Origin of the sequence: Bifidobacterium sp. wkB344 (assembly GCF_003688305.1) — a bacterium.
In the GTDB taxonomy this organism is placed as follows: domain Bacteria; phylum Actinomycetota; class Actinomycetes; order Actinomycetales; family Bifidobacteriaceae; genus Bombiscardovia; species Bombiscardovia mizhiensis.
Genome location: NZ_NPOQ01000009.1, coordinates 87,755 through 106,219 on the forward strand (window position 1 = coordinate 87,755; position 18,465 = coordinate 106,219).

At 61.1% G+C, this 18,465-nt stretch carries 16 protein-coding genes; 10 read left to right on the plus strand and 6 right to left on the minus strand.

Annotation, left to right across the window (positions count from 1 at the left end):
• Nucleotides 1-54 precede the first annotated feature (54 nt).
• Genes CI601_RS01880 through yicI form a run of 3 tightly spaced genes read left to right on the plus strand, consistent with a single transcriptional unit; the run spans nucleotide 55 to nucleotide 4,307 of the window.
• Nucleotides 55-1,023, plus strand: coding sequence for a carbohydrate ABC transporter permease (locus tag CI601_RS01880; RefSeq protein ID WP_121914085.1), 969 nt, complete (start codon nucleotides 55-57; stop codon nucleotides 1,021-1,023).
• 4 nt (nucleotides 1,024-1,027) lie between these two features.
• A complete protein-coding gene (locus tag CI601_RS01885) occupies nucleotides 1,028-1,885 on the plus strand; it encodes a carbohydrate ABC transporter permease (RefSeq protein WP_024626772.1) in 858 nt (285 codons plus the stop codon).
• A 1-nt stretch (nucleotide 1,886) separates the two neighbouring features.
• Nucleotides 1,887-4,307, plus strand: a complete 2,421-nt coding sequence (gene yicI / locus CI601_RS01890; RefSeq protein WP_121914086.1) for an alpha-xylosidase — start codon at nucleotides 1,887-1,889, stop codon at nucleotides 4,305-4,307.
• 425 nt (nucleotides 4,308-4,732) lie between these two features.
• Here the strand turns inward: yicI and CI601_RS01895 are convergent, their stop codons facing one another.
• The gene (locus tag CI601_RS01895) at nucleotides 4,733-5,548 is read right to left on the minus strand and encodes a hypothetical protein (protein WP_147437924.1); all 816 of its coding nucleotides are present in this window, start codon (nucleotides 5,546-5,548) and stop codon (nucleotides 4,733-4,735) included.
• A gap of 140 nt (nucleotides 5,549-5,688) precedes the next feature.
• On the opposite strand from CI601_RS01895, the gene nusA reads away from it, so the two are divergent.
• From nusA to CI601_RS01920, 5 genes are all read left to right on the plus strand, one after another.
• A complete protein-coding gene (gene nusA / locus CI601_RS01900; protein WP_121914088.1) occupies nucleotides 5,689-6,747 on the plus strand; it encodes a transcription termination factor NusA in 1,059 nt (352 codons plus the stop codon).
• A 183-nt stretch (nucleotides 6,748-6,930) separates the two neighbouring features.
• Nucleotides 6,931-9,699, plus strand: a complete 2,769-nt coding sequence (infB, locus tag CI601_RS01905) for a translation initiation factor IF-2 (protein ID WP_121914089.1) — start codon at nucleotides 6,931-6,933, stop codon at nucleotides 9,697-9,699.
• A gap of 129 nt (nucleotides 9,700-9,828) precedes the next feature.
• Nucleotides 9,829-10,332 (plus strand): 30S ribosome-binding factor RbfA, encoded by a 504-nt coding sequence (gene rbfA / locus CI601_RS01910; protein WP_121914287.1) that lies wholly within the window; start codon nucleotides 9,829-9,831, stop codon nucleotides 10,330-10,332.
• Nucleotides 10,316-11,374, plus strand: coding sequence for a tRNA pseudouridine(55) synthase TruB (gene truB, locus CI601_RS01915; RefSeq protein WP_259465280.1), 1,059 nt, complete (start codon nucleotides 10,316-10,318; stop codon nucleotides 11,372-11,374). Before rbfA ends, truB begins: the two co-directional genes overlap by 17 nt.
• Before the next feature lie 119 nt (nucleotides 11,375-11,493).
• The gene (locus tag CI601_RS01920) at nucleotides 11,494-12,627 is read left to right on the plus strand and encodes a riboflavin kinase (protein ID WP_121914090.1); all 1,134 of its coding nucleotides are present in this window, start codon (nucleotides 11,494-11,496) and stop codon (nucleotides 12,625-12,627) included.
• 21 nt (nucleotides 12,628-12,648) lie between these two features.
• Here CI601_RS01920 and CI601_RS01925 read toward each other — a convergent pair whose 3' ends face one another.
• From CI601_RS01925 to radA, 4 genes are all read right to left on the minus strand, one after another.
• The gene (locus CI601_RS01925) at nucleotides 12,649-13,416 is read right to left on the minus strand and encodes an amino acid ABC transporter ATP-binding protein (protein WP_121914091.1); all 768 of its coding nucleotides are present in this window, start codon (nucleotides 13,414-13,416) and stop codon (nucleotides 12,649-12,651) included.
• A complete protein-coding gene (locus CI601_RS01930) occupies nucleotides 13,413-14,270 on the minus strand; it encodes an amino acid ABC transporter permease (protein ID WP_024626763.1) in 858 nt (285 codons plus the stop codon). The genes CI601_RS01925 and CI601_RS01930 overlap by 4 nt, the downstream gene beginning before the upstream one ends.
• Before the next feature lie 25 nt (nucleotides 14,271-14,295).
• On the minus strand, nucleotides 14,296-15,159 hold the full coding sequence (locus CI601_RS01935; RefSeq protein ID WP_121914092.1) for an ABC transporter substrate-binding protein: 864 nt from the start codon (nucleotides 15,157-15,159) through the stop codon (nucleotides 14,296-14,298).
• A 123-nt stretch (nucleotides 15,160-15,282) separates the two neighbouring features.
• The gene (gene radA / locus CI601_RS01940; RefSeq protein WP_121914093.1) at nucleotides 15,283-16,689 is read right to left on the minus strand and encodes a DNA repair protein RadA; all 1,407 of its coding nucleotides are present in this window, start codon (nucleotides 16,687-16,689) and stop codon (nucleotides 15,283-15,285) included.
• A gap of 90 nt (nucleotides 16,690-16,779) precedes the next feature.
• Here radA and CI601_RS01945 point away from each other — a divergent pair, with 90 nt between their 5' ends.
• The gene (locus CI601_RS01945; RefSeq protein ID WP_121914094.1) at nucleotides 16,780-17,430 is read left to right on the plus strand and encodes a hypothetical protein; all 651 of its coding nucleotides are present in this window, start codon (nucleotides 16,780-16,782) and stop codon (nucleotides 17,428-17,430) included.
• Nucleotides 17,431-17,497: 67 nt separating this feature from the next.
• A complete protein-coding gene (locus CI601_RS01950; protein ID WP_004268639.1) occupies nucleotides 17,498-17,587 on the plus strand; it encodes a 30S ribosomal protein bS22 in 90 nt (29 codons plus the stop codon).
• 87 nt (nucleotides 17,588-17,674) lie between these two features.
• Here CI601_RS01950 and rpiA read toward each other — a convergent pair whose 3' ends face one another.
• Nucleotides 17,675-18,373, minus strand: a complete 699-nt coding sequence (gene rpiA / locus CI601_RS01955) for a ribose-5-phosphate isomerase RpiA (RefSeq protein WP_024626759.1) — start codon at nucleotides 18,371-18,373, stop codon at nucleotides 17,675-17,677.
• Nucleotides 18,374-18,465 lie beyond the last annotated feature (92 nt).

Consider the following 18,465-nt stretch of genomic DNA (forward strand, 5'->3'; position numbering starts at 1 on the left):
GCCATCTGCAGCGGGCCCTGATAGACACATTTTCAGGCTGAGGAGAAACGAACAATGGGATCTCGAAGTGCAAATCCTGCACCGGTCGCTGCCAAGACCGATGAGGAACGCGGGATGTCCAGGATACCGGGCAATCCCTCAAATCGATTCTGGTGGTATCTGATACCGGGGTTGTTGGTTCTTTTATGGATCATCATCGTGCCGGCAATCTGGAACATTTATTTAAGCTTTACCAACTACCGCGGGATACGGCCTCCGCGGTGGATCGGGATTGACAACTGGTCGCGGCTGATCAGGGATGCTACATTCTGGGCTTCTTTCCGCAACTCCATCTGGATGATCGTGGCCATGGTCGTTATCCCCATTCTGATCGGCCTGATTCTGGCCTCGCTGGTCTTCGATGTGGTCCAAAAACGGTTCGGAGCCAAGACCGCTTCAACCATGCGCGCTGTTTACTACTTCCCTCAGCTTCTGCCTATCTCGGTGGCGGCTCTGGTCATGGGTTGGATCTTCCGACCCGAAAACGGCGCTCTCAATGCCATACTCAAAGGGATGGGGCTGGGACGTTTTCAGCATAACTGGCTGGGATCGCCCGATACCGCCTTGATATTCCTGATGATCATCATGATTTGGATCCAGCTGGGTTATCCCCTGGTCATATTCATGTCCGGTCTGCAGCGTGTCGATCCTGAGCTCTATGAAGCGGCGAGTCTGGACGGGGCCAATTGGTGGCAGAGGTTCAAAGTCATTACCCTGCCGGCAATCAAGCCGGAAATCTTCGTGGTAGCCCTGACCTGCACCATCGCAGCCTTGAAGGTTTTCGCTCCGGTGTACATGCTGACCAAGGGAGGGCCGGGCGACAGCACCATCGTGCCCTCATACTATTCGTACACGCAGTTCTTCCAATCTCAACAGGTCGGCTATGGCGCCGCCATATCCACGGCTCTGACCATCGTGATCATCGTGATCTCTGTCGTTTTCACCAACGTCCAGCAGCGGGTCGAGCAAGAGGACGAGGAGTAACATCATGACAGCTGTAAGCAAGATTCCCAAGGCACGGAAGAATCGGACGACAGGAGATTGGCTGATTCTGGCCTTGCTGATCGTCGGCGGACTGATCATGCTCTTTCCGTTTTTTGTTCTTCTGCTGAACGCCTTCAAAACCACGGCGGACTACAATGCCTCAGGTCCTCTTTCCTGGCCGCACGAATTCAGCGCCGTTGGATTGGTGAAATTCTGGACCAGAGTTCGATTCCCGCAGAAAGTCTGGAACAGCGTATGGATTTGTGCCTTGGTGTCATTCCTGGCTGTCGGACTGTCGGTGCTCAACTCCTTCGCTCTGGGCATCGGCCGCGTCAAGGGCAGGCGCTGGATCGTCCTGCTGATTATGCTGGCTAACATGATGCCGCAGGAAGCTCTGCTCTATCCGCTCTATATCATGTTCAAGGCCATGGGCCTATACAACTCACAATGGTCGATTGTCATCATATTCACGGTCATCCAGAGCGCATTCGGCACCTATCTTCTGTCCAGCGTCTACGGAACCTTCCCCAAGGCCATTTTGGAAGCTGCCACAATCGACGGGGCCAGCCGGTGGAGGATTCTCAAAGACATCGTCTTCCCCATCTCCAAGCCCACGCTGAGCGTCATGCTGGTCTTCTTCTTCATCTGGACCTGGAATGAGTACATGATTCCCATGGCCTTCCTGATCGATAATTCCAAGCAGACGGTGCCCATTGCCATCGCGTCGCTGACCGGAGACAGGCTGATGGATGTGACCACCACGGCTGCGGCCTCGCTGATCAGCATCGTACCTACGCTGATCTTCTATCTGATCTTCCAAAGAACCCTTTCCAAGGGCATTACTACAGGAGCTGTGAAATAACATGAAGTTCACCAATGGATATTGGCTGACCCGGCCCGGCGTCGAGGCTCTCTACGCACGTTCTCCCTATGAATTATCGGTAGGACCTGATGGGAGGAGCATCGATGTCCTGGCTACGACCAGGGTCGTGACCGGCAGGGCCGACACTCTGAACCTGCCGACCTTCCGGATCCATGCCACCTCGCCGGCTGAGGGGATCATCCGGGTGCAGGCAACCCATTGGAAGGGGACCAGGACCTGTCCGGGCTTCCCTGTGCACGAGCAGGATCCTGATTCCGGATTCGTCAAGGCTACCGCTCAAGGCGCTGGCGACGGCGAGATCGGGGAGGATGGGGCTTCGGTGACTCTGACCTCGGGCAACCTGAGCCTGACCATGACCAAGGGTCCTGTTTTCGACATGGCCTTTGCCTGCGAGGGCAAGGAACTCACCCATGCCAGGGGCAAGTCTTTGGCAAGGTTCGCTCTGGCTCCCGACGCCGCCGTAAGTACGCAACCGGTGGGTGAGTTCGGCGTCGCGCCCACGGCCAGGGCCTATGATGAGTCTCCGGTCTTCACTGCCATGCAACTTGGGCTGACAGTCGGGGAGAGGGTCTACGGCTTCGGCGAAAGATTCGGCCCTTATCTGAAGAACGGGCAGAGCATAGACATCTGGAACGAAGATGGCGGCACAGCCAGCGAGCAAGGGTATAAGGACATTCCCTTCTATATGACCAGCAAGGGCTACGGTGTACTGGTCAACAACCGCGGGCATGTCTCCTTCGAAGTGGCCACAGAAAACACGGAGACCGTGCAGTTCAGTGTGCCTGGCGAAGTTCTGGACTTCTATCTGATCGCCGGTCCGAACCCTGAACGAATCCTGGAGCGATACACGGCCTTGGTGGGTCGTCCGGCCAAGGTCCCCGCCTGGTCGTATGGGCTCTGGCTGACCACATCCTTCACCACGAAATATGACGAGGAGACCGTGACATCCATGATCGATGGCATGGCTCAACGGCATATTCCCCTGAGCGTCTTTCACTACGACTGCTATTGGATGAGGGAATTCCACTGGACAGACTTCCAATGGGATCGACGCTTCTTCCCTGACATAGAGGGGACCCTGGGGCGCCTCCACCGGGAGAAGGGGCTGCACGTGTGCGCCTGGATCAATCCATATATCGGGCAGGAAAGTGTCCTTTTTGACCAGGCTGCCGACAAGGGCTACTTGGTTCGCAAGCCTAATGGAGACATATGGCAGACCGATCTTTGGCAGGCTGGCATGGGGTTGGTGGATTTCACCAATCCAGACGCATGCAAGTGGTTCAAAGAGAACGTCAAGCATCTTCTCAAGCAGGGCGTAGATGCCATCAAGACCGATTTCGGCGAGCGCATCCCTGCCGATGTGGTCTGGTTCGACGGTTCGGATCCCGCGAGCATGCATAACTGGTATACGCAACTGTACAATCAGACCGTCTTCAAGGCCATCGAAGAGGTCTACGGAAAAGGGCAGGCTTGCCTGTATGCCCGATCCGCCACGGTGGGAGGCCAGCAGCAGCCCGTTCATTGGGGCGGTGACTGCGAGTCCACCTTCAATGGCATGGCCCAGACCCTGCGGGCTGGCCTATCGCTGGTAAGTTCCGGTTTTGGTTTCTGGAGCCATGATATCGGCGGTTTTGAGGGAGCAAGACCCGACCCTGCCGTTTACAAACGCTGGATAGCGTTCGGTCTGCTCTCCTCCCATTCCAGGCTGCATGGATCCACTGTCTACCGGGTCCCCTGGCTCTTCGATGAGGAGGATCAGCGCAGGGGAGTGGTCAATCCTCCTGAGCAGACTGCAGTGAGCGTGCTGCGAAAGTTCACCAGGTTGAAGATATCCTTGATGCCTTACCTCTACCAGGTCGGACTTGGCGCACATGAGCGCGGTGTCCCGGTCATGCGTTCCATGTTCATGGAGTTCCCTGACGACAGGACGGCACTGGATTGCGACCGCCAGTATATGCTCGGGCCCTCGCTTTTGGTGGCGCCGGTCTTTTCCTATACGGGTGATGTGCAATACTACCTGCCCCAGGGGGTATGGACGGATTGGTTCACCGGCCGGCAGGTGGACTGCCGACAGTCCGGCCAGTGGATGCACGAAAAGCATGGCTTCGACACGGTTCCGCTCTGGGTGCGTGATGGCACTCTTTTGGTCACTCGCCCGGGACAGGATTCTACAGAATATGCCTATGGAACCGATTCTACGGTCTCAGTCTTCCTGGCTCACGATGGAAGAGCCAGTGCGACGGTAACCGAGGAAGATGGAAGCAGCCTTGTCTTCCAGGCGGAACGCTCAGGAAACGCAGTGACCATCACTTCCTCCGATGGTCGGGAATTCACCGGTTGCCTAGGGATGGGCGAGGGTAAGGCTTCCCGGAACGGGCGTCTGGTTCTGTCAGCAGATTGAACAAGGAGGGCTGCATCCGTAAAGAAGGCTGTCGGTTTGCCGGTCGGGTCGGATGTTCGCGTAATACCACAGGCAGCCTGACACAGCTCTGAGCTGAGCAAATGAAAAAGACCGTCCAATGCAGAAGGCGATGCGATGGCCAGCACCGGGTCGCCTCCTGCATTGCACGGGTTCATACCCCCCGCGTTCCTATGGAATGCTCCTGTGGAACACGTTCTATAGTATCACTGTCTGAACCTTTAACGCCACTCGCAAAGTTTCGTGAAATCTACGGTGAGTGATGGTTAATCTATTGTGCTTGGCGATTGATCTTCATGTTTGATCAGGTCTTGAGCACGCATTGGCAGGGCTTGTTCGTATATGCGGATGAGGAAACCTGAGGGTGCGATCAGAGCGGCCTGCGGGCGGCTGATCCGTCTTGGAAGTCAGCGCTTTGGTGTCTGCAGCAGGGTTGACGAAGTGGTCGGGTAGCCAAGGTTCATGGCCATGGCTATATGGGCTACGATCATGTCGACCAGGGCCGATGTGGCTTCCTGGCGGCTTTGCGCGTTCTGGCTGGCGTCAGTTCGTATTGTCCCTGAGGAGCCGTTCAGTTTTCTCCCCACAGTCAGAAGGGTCCGGGCCGTATCCATCTCGATCAGGGCAGGGGTGGGGGCCTGTATTCCGTTGGCGGGATCGGTGCACTCGTCAGGGTGCGCCAGCAGATCAGTGGTGGGATAGACCCCCTGCCGGGGATCGTGCTTGGTGTGACCGACCAGAATCTGCGCCGCAGTAGTGTGTGCATCGGCTAAGGTCAGCATCCATGCAGCATCCGTCTTGCGGGCCGCAAGGACCGAGAGTTCGAAACCGGAACGGTCTTCGCCGGTGATGGCCTGATCGGCTAATTCGGTGGGCAGCGCCTTGGCCAGCGGATCCAACCGCTGTGCAGCCTGGACCAGCCTGAGCGTAGCCTTTTGGCGATTTGCCTGTGCGTCGTCCTGGGAGGCCGTCAAAGCCTGGGCCGCGTGTACCGTAGCTTCGTCCAGGCGAGCAGGGCACTCGCGGGCCGCTTGGACCCATGCCTGGGCCCGGCTGTCTGCCTGATCCTGCTGAACCCGCTCCGACTGCCGGGCTTGTGTCCACGCCTGCTCACAGGCTGTGGGGCGGAGATTGTCGGGGTCGTGCTGACTGACGTGCACCGCTGAGGGTGCACATCCTGAGATGGTGACGGCCAGCAGAAGCACGCCGATACCGGCTCTCATCCGTCGTGCCAGGATCGCTGGCCGACGACTCGCCCACCCGTGGTATTCAGGAACCGGCTGTGTCTGCATGAAAGGCTAGAATAGTAGGCATTGCAGACTAAAAGAAGCGCAGTCTGAATAACTTCATAGGAGGTCTTGACATGGAACTGGACCTGGCTGAAATTCATCAGCTGGCACACGAACAAGGGATTGATGCCGAGACCTTGGATCAAGCATTGAGCGAGGCCCTTCTTCTGGCCTACCAGAAGTCGCCTCACGCAGCCAAGCACGCACGGGTGGAGCTGGACGAACGTGCGGGGACTTTTACCATTTGGGCACAAGACGAAATCGCTCGGGAGCCCACGCCAGAAGAGCCTGAACCGGGATATGATCTTGGCGAGGAATATGACGACACACCGAAGGACTTCGATCGGTTGGCGGCCTCCACGGCCCGCCAGGTCATCCGCCAGCTCTTCCGCCAGGCTGATGACGAGCGTGTCTTCGGGGCTTTCTCGGGTCAGAAGGGCCATCTGATCACCGGAGTCGTGCAGCAGGATGCCAGCGATCCAGGCAATGTGCATGTGGCCGTAGACAATGTCGAAGCCATTCTGCCCCGCCGCGAGCAGGTGCCTGGAGAGCATTACCGGCACGGCCAGCGGATTCGCGTCTACGTGGTCAATGTCTCCCGTGGGCTCAAGGGGCCGGAAATCATCGTGTCGCGTTCCCATCCGGAGCTGGTTCGTCGCCTCTTTGAGCGGGAGGTGCCTGAGCTGGTCTCCGGCGCAGTCTCCATCATGGCCATCGCTCGTGAGGCCGGGGCCAGAACCAAGATTGCGGTCCGTGCCAACACCAAGGGGGTCAATCCCAAGGGTGCGCTGATCGGTCCTGCTGGCGCTCGCGTCCGTGCCGTCATGGAGAATCTGGGACCCGAGAAGATCGATATTGTGGACTGGTCCAAGGATCCTGCTGAGTTCGTAGCGGCGGCCCTGTCCCCGGCTGTGGTCCGCCAGGTGCAGATCGTCAGCGAGTCCAACCGCACGGCCATCGCCTTTATCAAGGATGCCCAGCTCTCCCTGGCCATCGGCAAAGAGGGCCAGAACGCCCGTCTGGCCGCCAAGTTGACCGGCTGGAAGATCGGCATCGAGTCCGAGGAGGCCCACCAGCAAAAATTGCGTGAGCTGCAGGCGCAATCAGCTTCGGCTGCTGGTGAAGACGCCTGAGAGCAAACATCCGACGACGCGAGTATGCTGGATCCGGTATCCCGAGTCCGGTGGTTCATGCCGTCGGCCCCGGCACAGAGACGAGGTAACACGATCATGGTCGCACGATGAGACAGGATATGTTCGCCGTCATCAAAGAGTGATCGCGCCGGTCATATGCGCGGTCCGGTAAGGAGAAAGTAAGTGCCCAAAGCACGCGTGTATGAGCTGGCCAAGGAATTTGGCGTAGACAGCAAGACTGTTCTGGCGAAATTGAAGGACATGGGTGAGTTCGTCAAGTCCGCATCCTCTACTGTCGAGGCCCCAGTGGTTCGTCGACTCAAGAACGCTTTCCCTCAAAAGGGACAGGGTGACGCCGGTCAGGCCGCCGCACGAAATGCACGCCCCGGCAGCCCTAATCATGGAAGCGGCCAGGGTCAGCATGGCCGCCCGCAGTCCGGTGGCACTCAGAAATCCATGTCTGCGCCCAAGCCCGGACAGGGCCATCGGCCCTCGGCGGGTGGCGACGCCCCACGGGGTCAGCAGCGTCCCGGTGGCCACTTCCCCAAGCCCGGTGCCCCTCAGGGCAACCGCAATGAGCATGAGCAGCGCAGTCAGTCCCGTGGGCCCAAGCCTTCAGCCATGGGTAGGCCCGGCCCTCAGGGGTCGCGCAACAATGGTCGCTCCGGCGGATCCAACGCTGCAGCAGCGCGTCATGGCGCACGGCCGGGAGCGTCCACTCCTCGTCCAGGCAACAATCCTTTCAGCCGCAAGCAGGGGATGAAGGCTCCCATGCCTTCAGACATCCCCAGGCCACACCCCATGGCCAGGCCCACCGTCAACGACTCCCGCAGGGGCCGGGGCGGGTTCCGCAACGGTCGTGGTGGCCGTTCCGGGCAGGGCGCCCGTCCAGGGCAGTGGGGCCATAGCCGTCCCGGTCAGCAGACGCATCAGGGCGGCGGCCGTTTCGGCGGCGCTTCGTCGGCACCCTCAGGCGGTTTCCGCGGCGGTTCAGGCCGTGGCGGTCGCGGTCGTGGCGGCGCTGCTGGAGCCTTCGGTCGCCAGGGAGGCAAGTCCTCCAAGGCCCGCAAGAATCGGATGGCCAAGAGGCATGAATTCCAGGAGATGAAGGCACCCGTCATCGGCGGCGTGCGCATCCCTGCAGGCAACGGTCGTACTGTCCAGTTGCGTCAGGGCGCCACCCTGGCCGATCTGGCCGACAAGATCAACGTCAATCCCGCCGCTCTGGTTACGGTGCTCTTCCACCTGGGCGAGATGGCCACGGCCACCCAGTCCCTGGATGAGGCCACCTTCCAAATCCTGGGCGACGAGATCGGATGGAAGATCCGCATCGTTTCAGCCGAGGAGGAGGACAAGGAGCTTCTTCAGCAGTTCGACATCAACCTGGACGAAGAACGTGAGGGCCAGGATGACGCGAACCTGCAGCCCAGGCCTCCGGTGGTTACGGTCATGGGCCACGTCGACCACGGCAAGACCCGTCTGCTGGACACCATCCGCAAGACCAATACGACCACCCAGGAGGCCGGCGGCATCACCCAGCGTATCGGTGCCTACCAGGCCACGGTCACCCTGGACGGGGAGGATCGCAAGATCACCTTCTTGGATACCCCTGGCCACGAGGCCTTTACGGCCATGCGTGCTCGTGGTGCCGAGCTGACCGATGTGGCCATCCTGGTGGTGGCCGCAGACGACGGCGTCATGCCTCAGACCGTTGAGGCCATCAATCACGCCCAGGCTGCTCATGTACCCATCGTGGTGGCTGTCAACAAGATCGATGTCGAGGGGGCCAATCCCCAGAAGGTGCGCGGTCAGTTGACCGAGTTCGGTCTGGTATCCGAAGAGTATGGCGGCGACACCATGTTCGTCGACATCTCCGCCAAGCTTGGCACCAATGTGGACAAGCTCCTGGAGGCCGTCCTGTTGACTGCCGACGCCGACCTTGACCTTCGGGCCAACCCCGACATGGACGCTCGAGGCGCCACGGTCGAGGCCCGTCTGGATAAGGGCCGCGGAGCTGTAGCCACTGTGCTGGTCCAGCAGGGCACCCTGCATGTGGGCGATGCCATCGTGGCTGGATCGGCCTATGGACGTGTGCGCGCCATGCTGGACGAGAACGGTCGGCAGATGGATGCCGCCGGTCCTTCCACACCTGTCCAGGTGCTGGGGCTTACCTCGGTGCCCACCGCCGGCGACCTCTTCCTGGTTGCGCCCGACGATCGCACCGCTCGACAGATCGCCGAGAAGCGCGAGGCCTCGGCCCGTGCCGCTCAGCTGGCCAAGCGCCGTAAGGTGGTCTCTTTGGAGAGCCTGAAGGAGCAGTTCGCCAAGTCCGAGGTGGACATGCTCAACATCGTCATCAAGGGCGACTCCTCCGGCTCGGTCGAGGCCCTGGAGGACTCCCTGATGAAGATCGAGGTCTCCGACGAGGTCGGGATCCAGGTCATCCACCGGGGCGTGGGCGCCATTACCCAGAACGATGTCAACCTGGCCACGGTCGACAAGGCCGTCATCATCGGCTTCAACGTCAGGCCCAACCGGCAGGTCCAGGATCTGGCCGATCGCGAGGGTGTGGAGATCAAGTACTACTCGGTCATCTACAACGCCATCGAGGACATCGAGGCTGCGCTCAAGGGCATGCTCAAGCCGGAGTACGAGGAGGTCACCACCTCCCACTCCGAGATCCGCGAGATCTTCCGTTCCTCCAAGTTCGGCAACATCGCGGGTGTCATGGTTCAGGACGGCACCGTCAAGCGGGGCACCAAGGCCCGCATCGCTCGCAACGGGGTGGTCACCATCAACGATCTGGAGATCTCCTCCCGGCGCCGGTTCAAGGACGATGTCAACGAGGTGTCCGAAGGCTACGAGGCTGGCATCAACCTGGGCTCCTTCAACGACATCGAGGTGGGCGACATCATCGAGACCTACGAGATGCAGGAAGTGGAACGCAAGTAGAGCCTGTCGACCTTCCGACTATATGTCGGAGGATCTGTGGTGATCCGCCCCGGTCTGGGTATTCCCTGGCCGGGGCGGATGTCCATGAATACGACGATTGGTCATAGACGGTTCGAGAAAGGAATCATGATGGCTGGAAATCCCCGCGCTGTACGCATAGCGGCCCTGATACAACGGGTCGTGGCTTCTGCGCTGGAGTCCCAGATGCACGACAAGCGCCTGGCAGGGGTCACCGTCACTGAGGTTCGGGTCACCAACGACCTGCAAATAGCCAAGATCTACTGGACCCAGCTGGGTAGGTCCGGTCATGAGGCCGGGGAACGCAAGCGCGCCCAGCAAGCCCTGCGGCAGGCCTCCGGCCGGCTGCGCACCCTGGTCGGTGCCCGGGCTGATCTGCGGCTGACACCTACGCTGCGCTTCATCTATGATGAGGTGCCTGCCGAGGCGACCGAGATTGAGGATGTGCTGACTGCAGCCCGTCACCGGGACGAGGCCATGGCCAAGGCCCGGGTCAATGCCAGCTATGCTGGCGACCCCGATCCATACCGTCATGACGACGAGGAAGAGGCCGATGGTTCGGACTCTGCTCCTGATGAGTCTGCGGCTGAGGATGCGGATGAAGCCGACCGCTGAGTCGTCGGACATGATGGATTCCGGCCATGGGGTACCGACCTCGGGCATCATCCTTGTTGACAAGCCGAGCGGTGTGACCAGCCATGACGTGGTGGCAGCCGTCCGGTCCAGCCTCGGCATGCGCCGCGTAGGCCACGCCGGCACCCTGGATCCCATGGCCACCGGCCTGCTGGTTATTGGATTCGGTCAGGCCACGCGCTTGCTGACGGTTATCGTCGGCCATGACAAAACCTACCGGGCCACCATGCGTCTGGGGCTGGGCACCACCACGGATGATGCGGACGGGGATTTGTTGCCTGTGCGTCCTGGAGCTGCGCAGAGGGTGGACGAGCTGACAGCCCAGGGTCTGCAGGATCTGATTGATCGCTGCTTCACTGGCTGGATCGACCAGGTACCCGATGCCTTTTCCGCCATTAAGGTCAAGGGCAGGCGGGCCTATGACCTGGCTCGGGCAGGCCAGGAGGTCAAGCTGGAACCCCGCTGCATTCGGATTGCATCCTTCCGTCTGCTGGACTTGCGCCGTGTGGACCTGCCCGACCAGGGCACCAGGGTGGTCGATGCGGATGTGGAAGTGACCTGCTCCAGCGGCACCTACATCCGTGCCCTGGCTCGCGACCTGGGAGAGCGAATGGATCTGGGCGGCCACCTGACTGCACTAAGAAGGATTCGTGTGGGTCCATTCGACCTGGAGGATTCCGACCTGACATCCAGGGTACTGGGCGGTCATGTGGCCCCTCACACCTACCGGAACCGAAAAGGTGAGACGGTTGTCCGCAGTCGTATGGTTCTGGACCGTGACCGGCAGGCGATCTTGGACGGTTCGCTGAGTTTGGCACAGGCGGCACGTATGAGCATGCCCGTCCTAAGCCTGGATGCCGATCAGGCCGCCAGAGTGGCCAATGGTGGATTCTTGGATCTGCCTGTCGCTGGGCCCACGGCCGCCATGGCCGGACCTGAGAGCAGGCAACGTCTGGCTGCCATCCTAGTGCCCAGTCCACGGGGCGGGGCCAAGCCGGATGTGGTCTTCCATCCCGAGGCCTGAGCGGGCAGGCTCGGGTTTGGCCCCAGGGTCTTGCCAGGGTGCGACGGTGGGCATACAGTGCTTAAGGAATTTTCGGCGCCCGGGTTCGGGGGCCGCCATGACTAAGTGATGGGAAGCGGATGAAGGTCAGCCATGTCAGCCCGGATGAGTCGGGCATTGTCAGGTGGCCGGGAACCTTGGGGGCCCGGTCCAGCGTGGTCACCATCGGTGTCTTCGATGGCATGCATCGGGGTCATCAGGCGCTCCTGCGCCGGGTGGTCGAGCTCGCGGCCAAGGGTCGGGATCGGTCCATGGCCATGGTCTTCGACCCCAGTCCCAAACTGGTCCACAGCTATGCTGACAGCCATGATATGACTGAACCGTCCCTGGACCTGATTCGCCATGACCCTGATCAGATCATGCCGCTGGAGGAGCGCCTGCGGCTCATGGCCCAACTGGGGCTGGAACAGGTTGTGGTGGTGCGATACACGCTGGCCTTTGCAGCCAAGTCCTATCGGTTCTTCCTCAAGCAGCTTACCGAACAGTTGGCCATGCGGACGTTGGTCCTGGGCCGCGACGCGCAGATGGGCGCAGGGCGAGTCGGCGATATCAAGGCCATTGGTGATCTGGCAGATACAGGACTGTTCAACTTGGAAGTCGTGGATGACCAGGGTCCGGGTGACTGCACCCTGCCTGACGCTGACGGCCTGGCGCGACGTCGGGTAAGGGCCTGGAGCAGTTCTCATCTTCGGCAGCTGATCCTGGATGGCGACGTGGATACGGCCCTGGATATTCTGGGCCGGCCACACATGGTTCAAGGCACTGTGGTCCATGGGGAGCAGCGGGGCCGCCGCTTGGGATTCCCGACTGCCAATCTTGCACCCGACAGTCAGGGGATGATGCCCGCAGACGGGGTCTATGCGGGTTGGCTGGTTGACTTGGGTCTGCCTACGGATCCTATGGCGACGCCGGAGGGACGAGAGGGTCGACTGGCTCAGGGTTCGCCCTGGCGAATGCCTGCCGCCATCTCCATTGGCACTAAGGAGACCTTCCTAGCCCCAGGAGAACAGATGCCAAGAATCCTGGAGGCCAACGCTGTACGGCCGGATTGGGTGGATTTGTACGGCCACCGGGTCCGCGTGGAGTTCCTCAGCCGTCTGCGTGGTCAGAATCGATATGCGGGCGAGGAGCCGCTCAAACGACAGCTGGCCCTGGACGCTGATCGCACCCTGGAACTGACCCAGGCGGCAGAAAGAGCGTTTTCCGCCAACTGAAAACTGTAGGCACCTGGGAACTCACAGTCCTCGGAAGTGGCTGAAGAATTCCCTGGTGCGCGGATTCTCGGACTCGTCCATGACCTCTTGCGGTGTTCCGTTCTCGGCGATGACACCGTCCAGCAGCAGGACCACCCGGTTGGCCGCATGATGGGCGAAACTCATTTCGTGGGTGGCCATGAGGATGGTGGTGCCCCCGGCAGTCAGCTCCGAGACCATGGCCAGAACCTCGCCCACCAGCATGGGGTCCAGGGCTGAGGTGATCTCATCCAGCAGGAGCAGTTCCGGGTCGGTCATCAGGGCTCGGGCGATGGCCACCCGTTGCTGTTGACCGCCGGAGAGCTGGTCGGGGTAGGCTCCGGCCTTCTTCCTCATGCCGATCCGGTCCAGGAGTTCCAGGGCTCGTTCCCTGGCCTGATCCTTGGGCATGCCGTGGACCTTGATGGCTCCCAGGGTCACGTTTTTCAGGACGTTCATGTGGGGGAAGAGGTTGAACTGCTGGAAGACTACGCCGATCCGGGCCCGGCAGGCATCTCGATTGATCCGAGGATCGGTGATGTCGGTGCCGCCCAGCCAGATCCGTCCGTCATTGACCGTCTCCAGCAGGTTGATGCACTTCATCAGGGTGGACTTGCCCGAGCCGGAGGGGCCCAGCAGGGCTACGGTCTCATGGGGCATGATGGTCATGGAGATGCCACGCAGAACCTGGTTACCCCCCGGGTAGGTCTTTCGCACATCCTCCAGACGGAGCACTGGCTGGTCCTGTTCGGCGCCTGCCTGTTCGCTCATACCATGCCTCCACTCTGTTCGCGCTTGCGCAGTCGGTTGGAATACCAGTCGTTGAGAAGGATGAAGGGGACCGAGGTGGCGATGAAGAGCACCGAGGCCACCACGTATGGAGTGAAGTTGTAGGAAGTGGCCACGATGATCTGGGCCGCTCTGACCGCGTCAACGGCTCCCAGAACCGAAATCAGCCCCACGTCCTTCTGCATGGAGATGAAGTCGTTCATCAGTGCCGGAGCCACCTTGCGCAGGGCCTGGGGGATGACGACCAGACGCATGGTCTGTCCCGAGGTCAGACCCAGTGAGCGGGCCGACGCCCTCTGGGATGGGCCGACGTCCTGGAATCCTGCCCTCAGTACCTCGGCGATGTAGGCCGAATAGGAGAGGATGATCGCCACGGTGCCCAGCAGGGCTGCCGGAATCCGGTTGAAGATGGCCAATCCGGGGATGCCGAAGCCGATCAGGTAGAGGACCACGATCATGGGGATGCCCCTCATGATCGTGGTGTAGACCTGGGCCAGCACCCGCAGGGGAAAGAGCAGCGGGTTCCGGCTGGTGCGGATCATGGCCAGCAGGGTGCCCAGCAGGGCCACGCCGATGACTGCGAAGAAGAGAACCTCAAGATTGAGCCAGAGCCCCTGGAGGACCTTGGGGAAGGCTTTCGCGAAGTAGGCGCCGGAGAAAAACGACTGCTTGACGCGGGGCCAGCCGGGTGAGGCGTGCAGCCCCAGGGCAATCAGCAGGGCCAGTACAAGCGTGCTGGCGATGCTGATTGCCACGGAGCGCAGATTCTGTCGACGGCCATAGCGTTCCCGTTCCCGTTGGATATCGCTGACCGCGTCCTGTGCCGAGGGGGCCATGAACGACAAGGTTTCCTTTCTTCTCTCAGCCCAGGGTGGGCAGGGAGGTGTAGACGTGCAGCCACTGCTTCTGCAGCTTGTCCAGGGTTCCATCCTTCTTCAGGGTGGTGACAGCCTTGGAAGCGGCCGGGGTCAGCTTGGAGCCCTTGGGCAGGACTATGCCCATGCCCTCCGGGTCCTGCGATCCCTTGATCTGCCCGAGGATCTTGGCATCCTTGACCTGCTTGGAATCGACCATGGTCACGGCTGAGGGGGTGTCCACGACCAGCGCGTCGATCTGGTTGGCATCCAAGGCTTGGGACGAGGCCACGTCGTCGTTGAAGGTATCGATGTCAGGCTTGACCAGCTTGTGGGCCATCTCGTAGGAGGTGGAGCCGACCATGGCTCCTATCTTGGCGTCCTTGATCTGAGCAAGGGAGGTGGCAGAAGCATATGGCGAGTTTTTTCTGACGACCAGCGACTGGGTGGAGTTGTAGTAGCTGGGAGTGAAGTCCACAGCCTGACGGCGCTCCGGGGTGATGGAGAACTGCTGGATGTTCAGGTCGTAGTCCTTGCTGCCCGGGGCGATGGCGGCATCAAAGGTGGTCCGGGTCCAAGTGACGTGTGCCTTGTCAAAGCCCATTTTCTCTGCCACTGCATAGGCCACGGCCGCCTCGTAGCCCTTGCCGGATTCTGGCTTGTTGTCCTGCACGTATGGGGCGTAGGCCGGATCTCCGGTGGCAATGGTCAGGGTGCCGGGTTTGATGGTCTGCTGGGTGATGTCTTGCTTGTCTGCTGATTGCCCGCTGTTGCCCGATGAGGAGCCACAGGCCGCGCCGGCCATGAGCGTGACTGTCGTGAGTGCGGCCGCCGTCAGCCTGCGTATGGTTTTCCTGGTGAAGATGGTCATGCTGATCTGCTCCTCGCGATGATGATGGGTGTCGGTCTTCCGGCGACTCCATCCTAGTCCGGCAGGTTAACGAGTCGGCGGGTGAGCGCCATAGGGTGCGATAGGGGACCAGCGGCCGCTGGCTCAGACCAGTCCCAGGGCCTCCAGGGCCTCGGCCAGATAGGTGACCTCGACCACTTCCAGTCCCTGAATGGGCTTGCGACCTCTTGAATGCCGGTCGGGCGGAACCAGCGCTCGCGTAAATCCCAGACGAGCGGCCTCCTGTAGGCGGTGGTTGAGCTGAGGCACAGGCCTGACCTGCCCTGTCAACGAAATCTCGCCCATGGCACAGGTCGTGCGCAGGATGGGCCGGGACTTAGCTGCACTGGCCAGGGCGGCCACGATGGCCAGGTCGCATCCGGGCTCCTTGGCCAGCCCGCCGGCGATGGTGGACACATACAGGTCCCTCGTCAGCAGGTTGACCCGGCCGTGACGGTAGAGCACCGCGGCCAGCATGGCCAGGCGGTTGGCATCGATCCCGTTGGTGTTGCGTCTGGGCGTGGGCAGAACCGAGGTGGTGACCAGGGCCTGGATCTCGATGGGCAGGCTGCGGTGGCCGTCCAAGGTGAAGGTCACACAGGTGCCCTCCACCTCCTGCCCGGTCGTGGACAGGAAGAGCCCGGTGGGATCGCTGACCTCCTCGATACCTTGTTCGCCCATGTCGAAGCAGCCCACCTCGTCGGTGGGGCCGAACCGGTTCTTGACAGCTCTCAGCAGGCGCAGGGCGGTCTGGGAGTCGCCCTCGAACTGGCAGACCACATCGACCAGATGCTCCAGGGTCCGCGGCCCGGCTATGGAGCCGTCCTTGGTCACGTGGCCGACCAGGAGAATGGGGATGTCATGCGACTTGGCCATGTCGATCAGGCTGATGGCCACCTCACGCACCTGTGTGGAGCCTCCGGAGATGCCGTCAACCTGGTTGGAGACGATGGTCTGGGCGGAGTCCACGATGGCAAGTGCCGGCTTTTCACGCTCGATCAGCCCCAGCACCGTGGCCAGGTCGGTCGTGGAAGCCAGCAGCAGCGAGTCCTTGAGGGCCCCCACCCGACTGGCCCGCATCCGCACCTGGGCCTGGGACTCCTCGCCGGATATGTAGAGTACCTTGCAACCCTCGCCACCCCGGTTGGCTACGCGGCCGGCGGTCTCCAGCAGGAGGGTGGACTTGCCTATGCCCGGCTCGCCGGCAAGGAGGATGACCGACCCGGGTACGATGCCCCCGCCCAGGACCCGGTCGAACTCCTCAAATCCTGTGGGGATGCGCTTGACCTGGTCCGTGCCCACCCTGGTGATGGGCCGGGCCAGGCCGGTCTCTGGAGGTGCAGGTGCCGTATGACTGCCTCCTGAGGAGGACAGACCCCCTCCTGCACCCACGCGGGCTTCGTGGAACTCCTCGATGGTTCCCCACTGGCCGCATTCCGGGCAGCGTCCGAACCACTTGCCGCCTGTCCATCCGCACTCCGTGCACACGTATTGCGTCGTCGTCTTGGCCATACCTGCACGCTATCGGGATTCAGGGACGAGGATTCGGGCTTTCACGCCTTCTTCGCAGTGCCGACACCCCGCCCATGAGAGAATGGAGGCATGGCTGACAATCCTTCTGCACCCCTGTCTTCTTCGTCCGATTCCTCTGCGCATGATCGGCAACGCCGTCGACGTATAGGCTTGGTCATAGCCCTGGCTGCGGTAGTGGTTCTGGTGCTCTTGTCGGCTTTCGTATGGCCACACTGGGCGGTGCGCAGCCAACAACCAGATGCACAAGCTCAGGCCTCCGCTTCTTCACGACCCTCCCAGGCCAGCCCGAAGGCCACAGCGGCGCCCCTGCCGGACTCGGCCTCGGAGCTGCTCAAGGCCATGCCTGACACAGTGGGTGGCTTCGCCCGAGTCAAGGCTGATTCCGACAGCGAGTGGAGTACCCGTACGCCTATAGAGGAGTACAGCTTGGTCTATTCCACCGGCAGGTCGGGCGGTGACGTGACCCTCCACCTGGCCCAGTGGTCCAGGAGCGAGGATGCCAAGGCCCTCTATGACAGCCAGTCCACCGGCATGTCCGGCAAGGAGCTGGCTTCGGGCAAGGTTCGCAGCGGGGGCACGGTCACCGGATCCTACCTGGAGAAGGCGGATGGTGACGACGAACACAAGGCACTGGTCATCTGGCAGAACGACACGGTGGTCTTCCGCGCTCAGGGTCAGCGGACTGTGCTGGAGGCTTTCTACAAGGCCTTTCCGCTCTGATCGTCCCCCAAGCGGTGTACGATAAGCAAGTTGGACACTTCCAGGTAACTAAGGATCGGAGGCTCGGATGGGTTCTGTCATCAAGAAGCGCCGCAAGCGGATGAGCAAGAAGAAGCACCGCAAACTGCTGCGCAAGACTCGTCACCAGCGCAAGTAGCTTTATGACTTATGGCCCATCAGGGTCAACGAAGCCCCCCGCATCGATTGGACGCGGGGGGCTTCATGTATATATATCCGTCTATCTTCACTTGTTGGCGTTGGTCATGACCCGGGGCCCGTTGGGATCACCCACGATGACTGTGTCAACCATATTGAGGAAGAGACCGTGTTCCACGACACCCACGGTGGTAATCAGGTCCTGGGCCAGGTCCTGCGGGTGCTCGATCCGATCCAGATGCAGATCGATGATGTGGTTGTGCTCGTCGGTCAGAACCGGCTGCCCCTGGTCGTCCAGCCGCAGTACCGGGTTATAACCGCGCTCCTTGAAGCGGTCCAGGACGTGGCGCTCGCCGAAGGGGATGACCTCCACCGGCAGGGGGAAGCGGCCGATGGTGTCGACCACCTTGGACTCGTCCACGATCCAGACGATCTTTCGAGAGTTGGTGGCTACGATCTTCTCCCAGAGCAGGGCTGCGCCGCCGCCCTTGATGCCGTTGAAGTTCTTGTCGACCTCGTCGGCACCGTCGATGGTGACGTCGATGTGGTCTACCTGGTCGATGTCGACGATACGGATTCCGTAGCCTTCAGCCTGTTCCTTGGTACGCCGAGAGGTGGTCACGCCGGTGAACTCCAGGCCCTCTTCCTTGACGCGCCGTCCCAGTTCATCCACGAAGAACCGGACCGTGGATCCGGTGCCCAGTCCGGCGGTCATGCCGTTCTCGACCAGCTTGGCTGCTTCGATGCCGGCGGCCTTCTTCAGTCTGTCCTGCTCGGTCTTGTCCATAGACGCTCCTTCATGCCCGCCATGCTTTTAACAGCTGATATCCGCGGGTCTTGTTCGTTCAGGTTCACTCCAGTGTAGACGATGGCCCTTGA

Excerpts from the sequence above, each read along its gene's own strand:
- CI601_RS01880 (WP_121914085.1), top strand. The coding sequence starts at position 55 with ATGGGATCTCGAAGTGCAAATCCTGCACCGGTCGCTGCCAAGACCGAT.
- CI601_RS01885 (WP_024626772.1), top strand. The coding sequence starts at position 1,028 with ATGACAGCTGTAAGCAAGATTCCCAAGGCACGGAAGAATCGGACGACA.
- yicI (WP_121914086.1), top strand. The coding sequence starts at position 1,887 with ATGAAGTTCACCAATGGATATTGGCTGACCCGGCCCGGCGTCGAGGCT.
- CI601_RS01895 (WP_147437924.1), bottom strand. The coding sequence starts at position 5,548 with ATGAGAGCCGGTATCGGCGTGCTTCTGCTGGCCGTCACCATCTCAGGA.
- nusA (WP_121914088.1), top strand. The coding sequence starts at position 5,689 with ATGGAACTGGACCTGGCTGAAATTCATCAGCTGGCACACGAACAAGGG.
- rbfA (WP_121914287.1), top strand. The coding sequence starts at position 9,829 with ATGGCTGGAAATCCCCGCGCTGTACGCATAGCGGCCCTGATACAACGG.
- truB (WP_259465280.1), top strand. The coding sequence starts at position 10,316 with ATGAAGCCGACCGCTGAGTCGTCGGACATGATGGATTCCGGCCATGGG.
- CI601_RS01920 (WP_121914090.1), top strand. The coding sequence starts at position 11,494 with ATGAAGGTCAGCCATGTCAGCCCGGATGAGTCGGGCATTGTCAGGTGG.
- CI601_RS01925 (WP_121914091.1), bottom strand. The coding sequence starts at position 13,416 with ATGAGCGAACAGGCAGGCGCCGAACAGGACCAGCCAGTGCTCCGTCTG.
- CI601_RS01930 (WP_024626763.1), bottom strand. The coding sequence starts at position 14,270 with ATGGCCCCCTCGGCACAGGACGCGGTCAGCGATATCCAACGGGAACGG.
- CI601_RS01935 (WP_121914092.1), bottom strand. The coding sequence starts at position 15,159 with ATGACCATCTTCACCAGGAAAACCATACGCAGGCTGACGGCGGCCGCA.
- radA (WP_121914093.1), bottom strand. The coding sequence starts at position 16,689 with ATGGCCAAGACGACGACGCAATACGTGTGCACGGAGTGCGGATGGACA.
- CI601_RS01945 (WP_121914094.1), top strand. The coding sequence starts at position 16,780 with ATGGCTGACAATCCTTCTGCACCCCTGTCTTCTTCGTCCGATTCCTCT.
- CI601_RS01950 (WP_004268639.1), top strand. The coding sequence starts at position 17,498 with ATGGGTTCTGTCATCAAGAAGCGCCGCAAGCGGATGAGCAAGAAGAAG.
- rpiA (WP_024626759.1), bottom strand. The coding sequence starts at position 18,373 with ATGGACAAGACCGAGCAGGACAGACTGAAGAAGGCCGCCGGCATCGAA.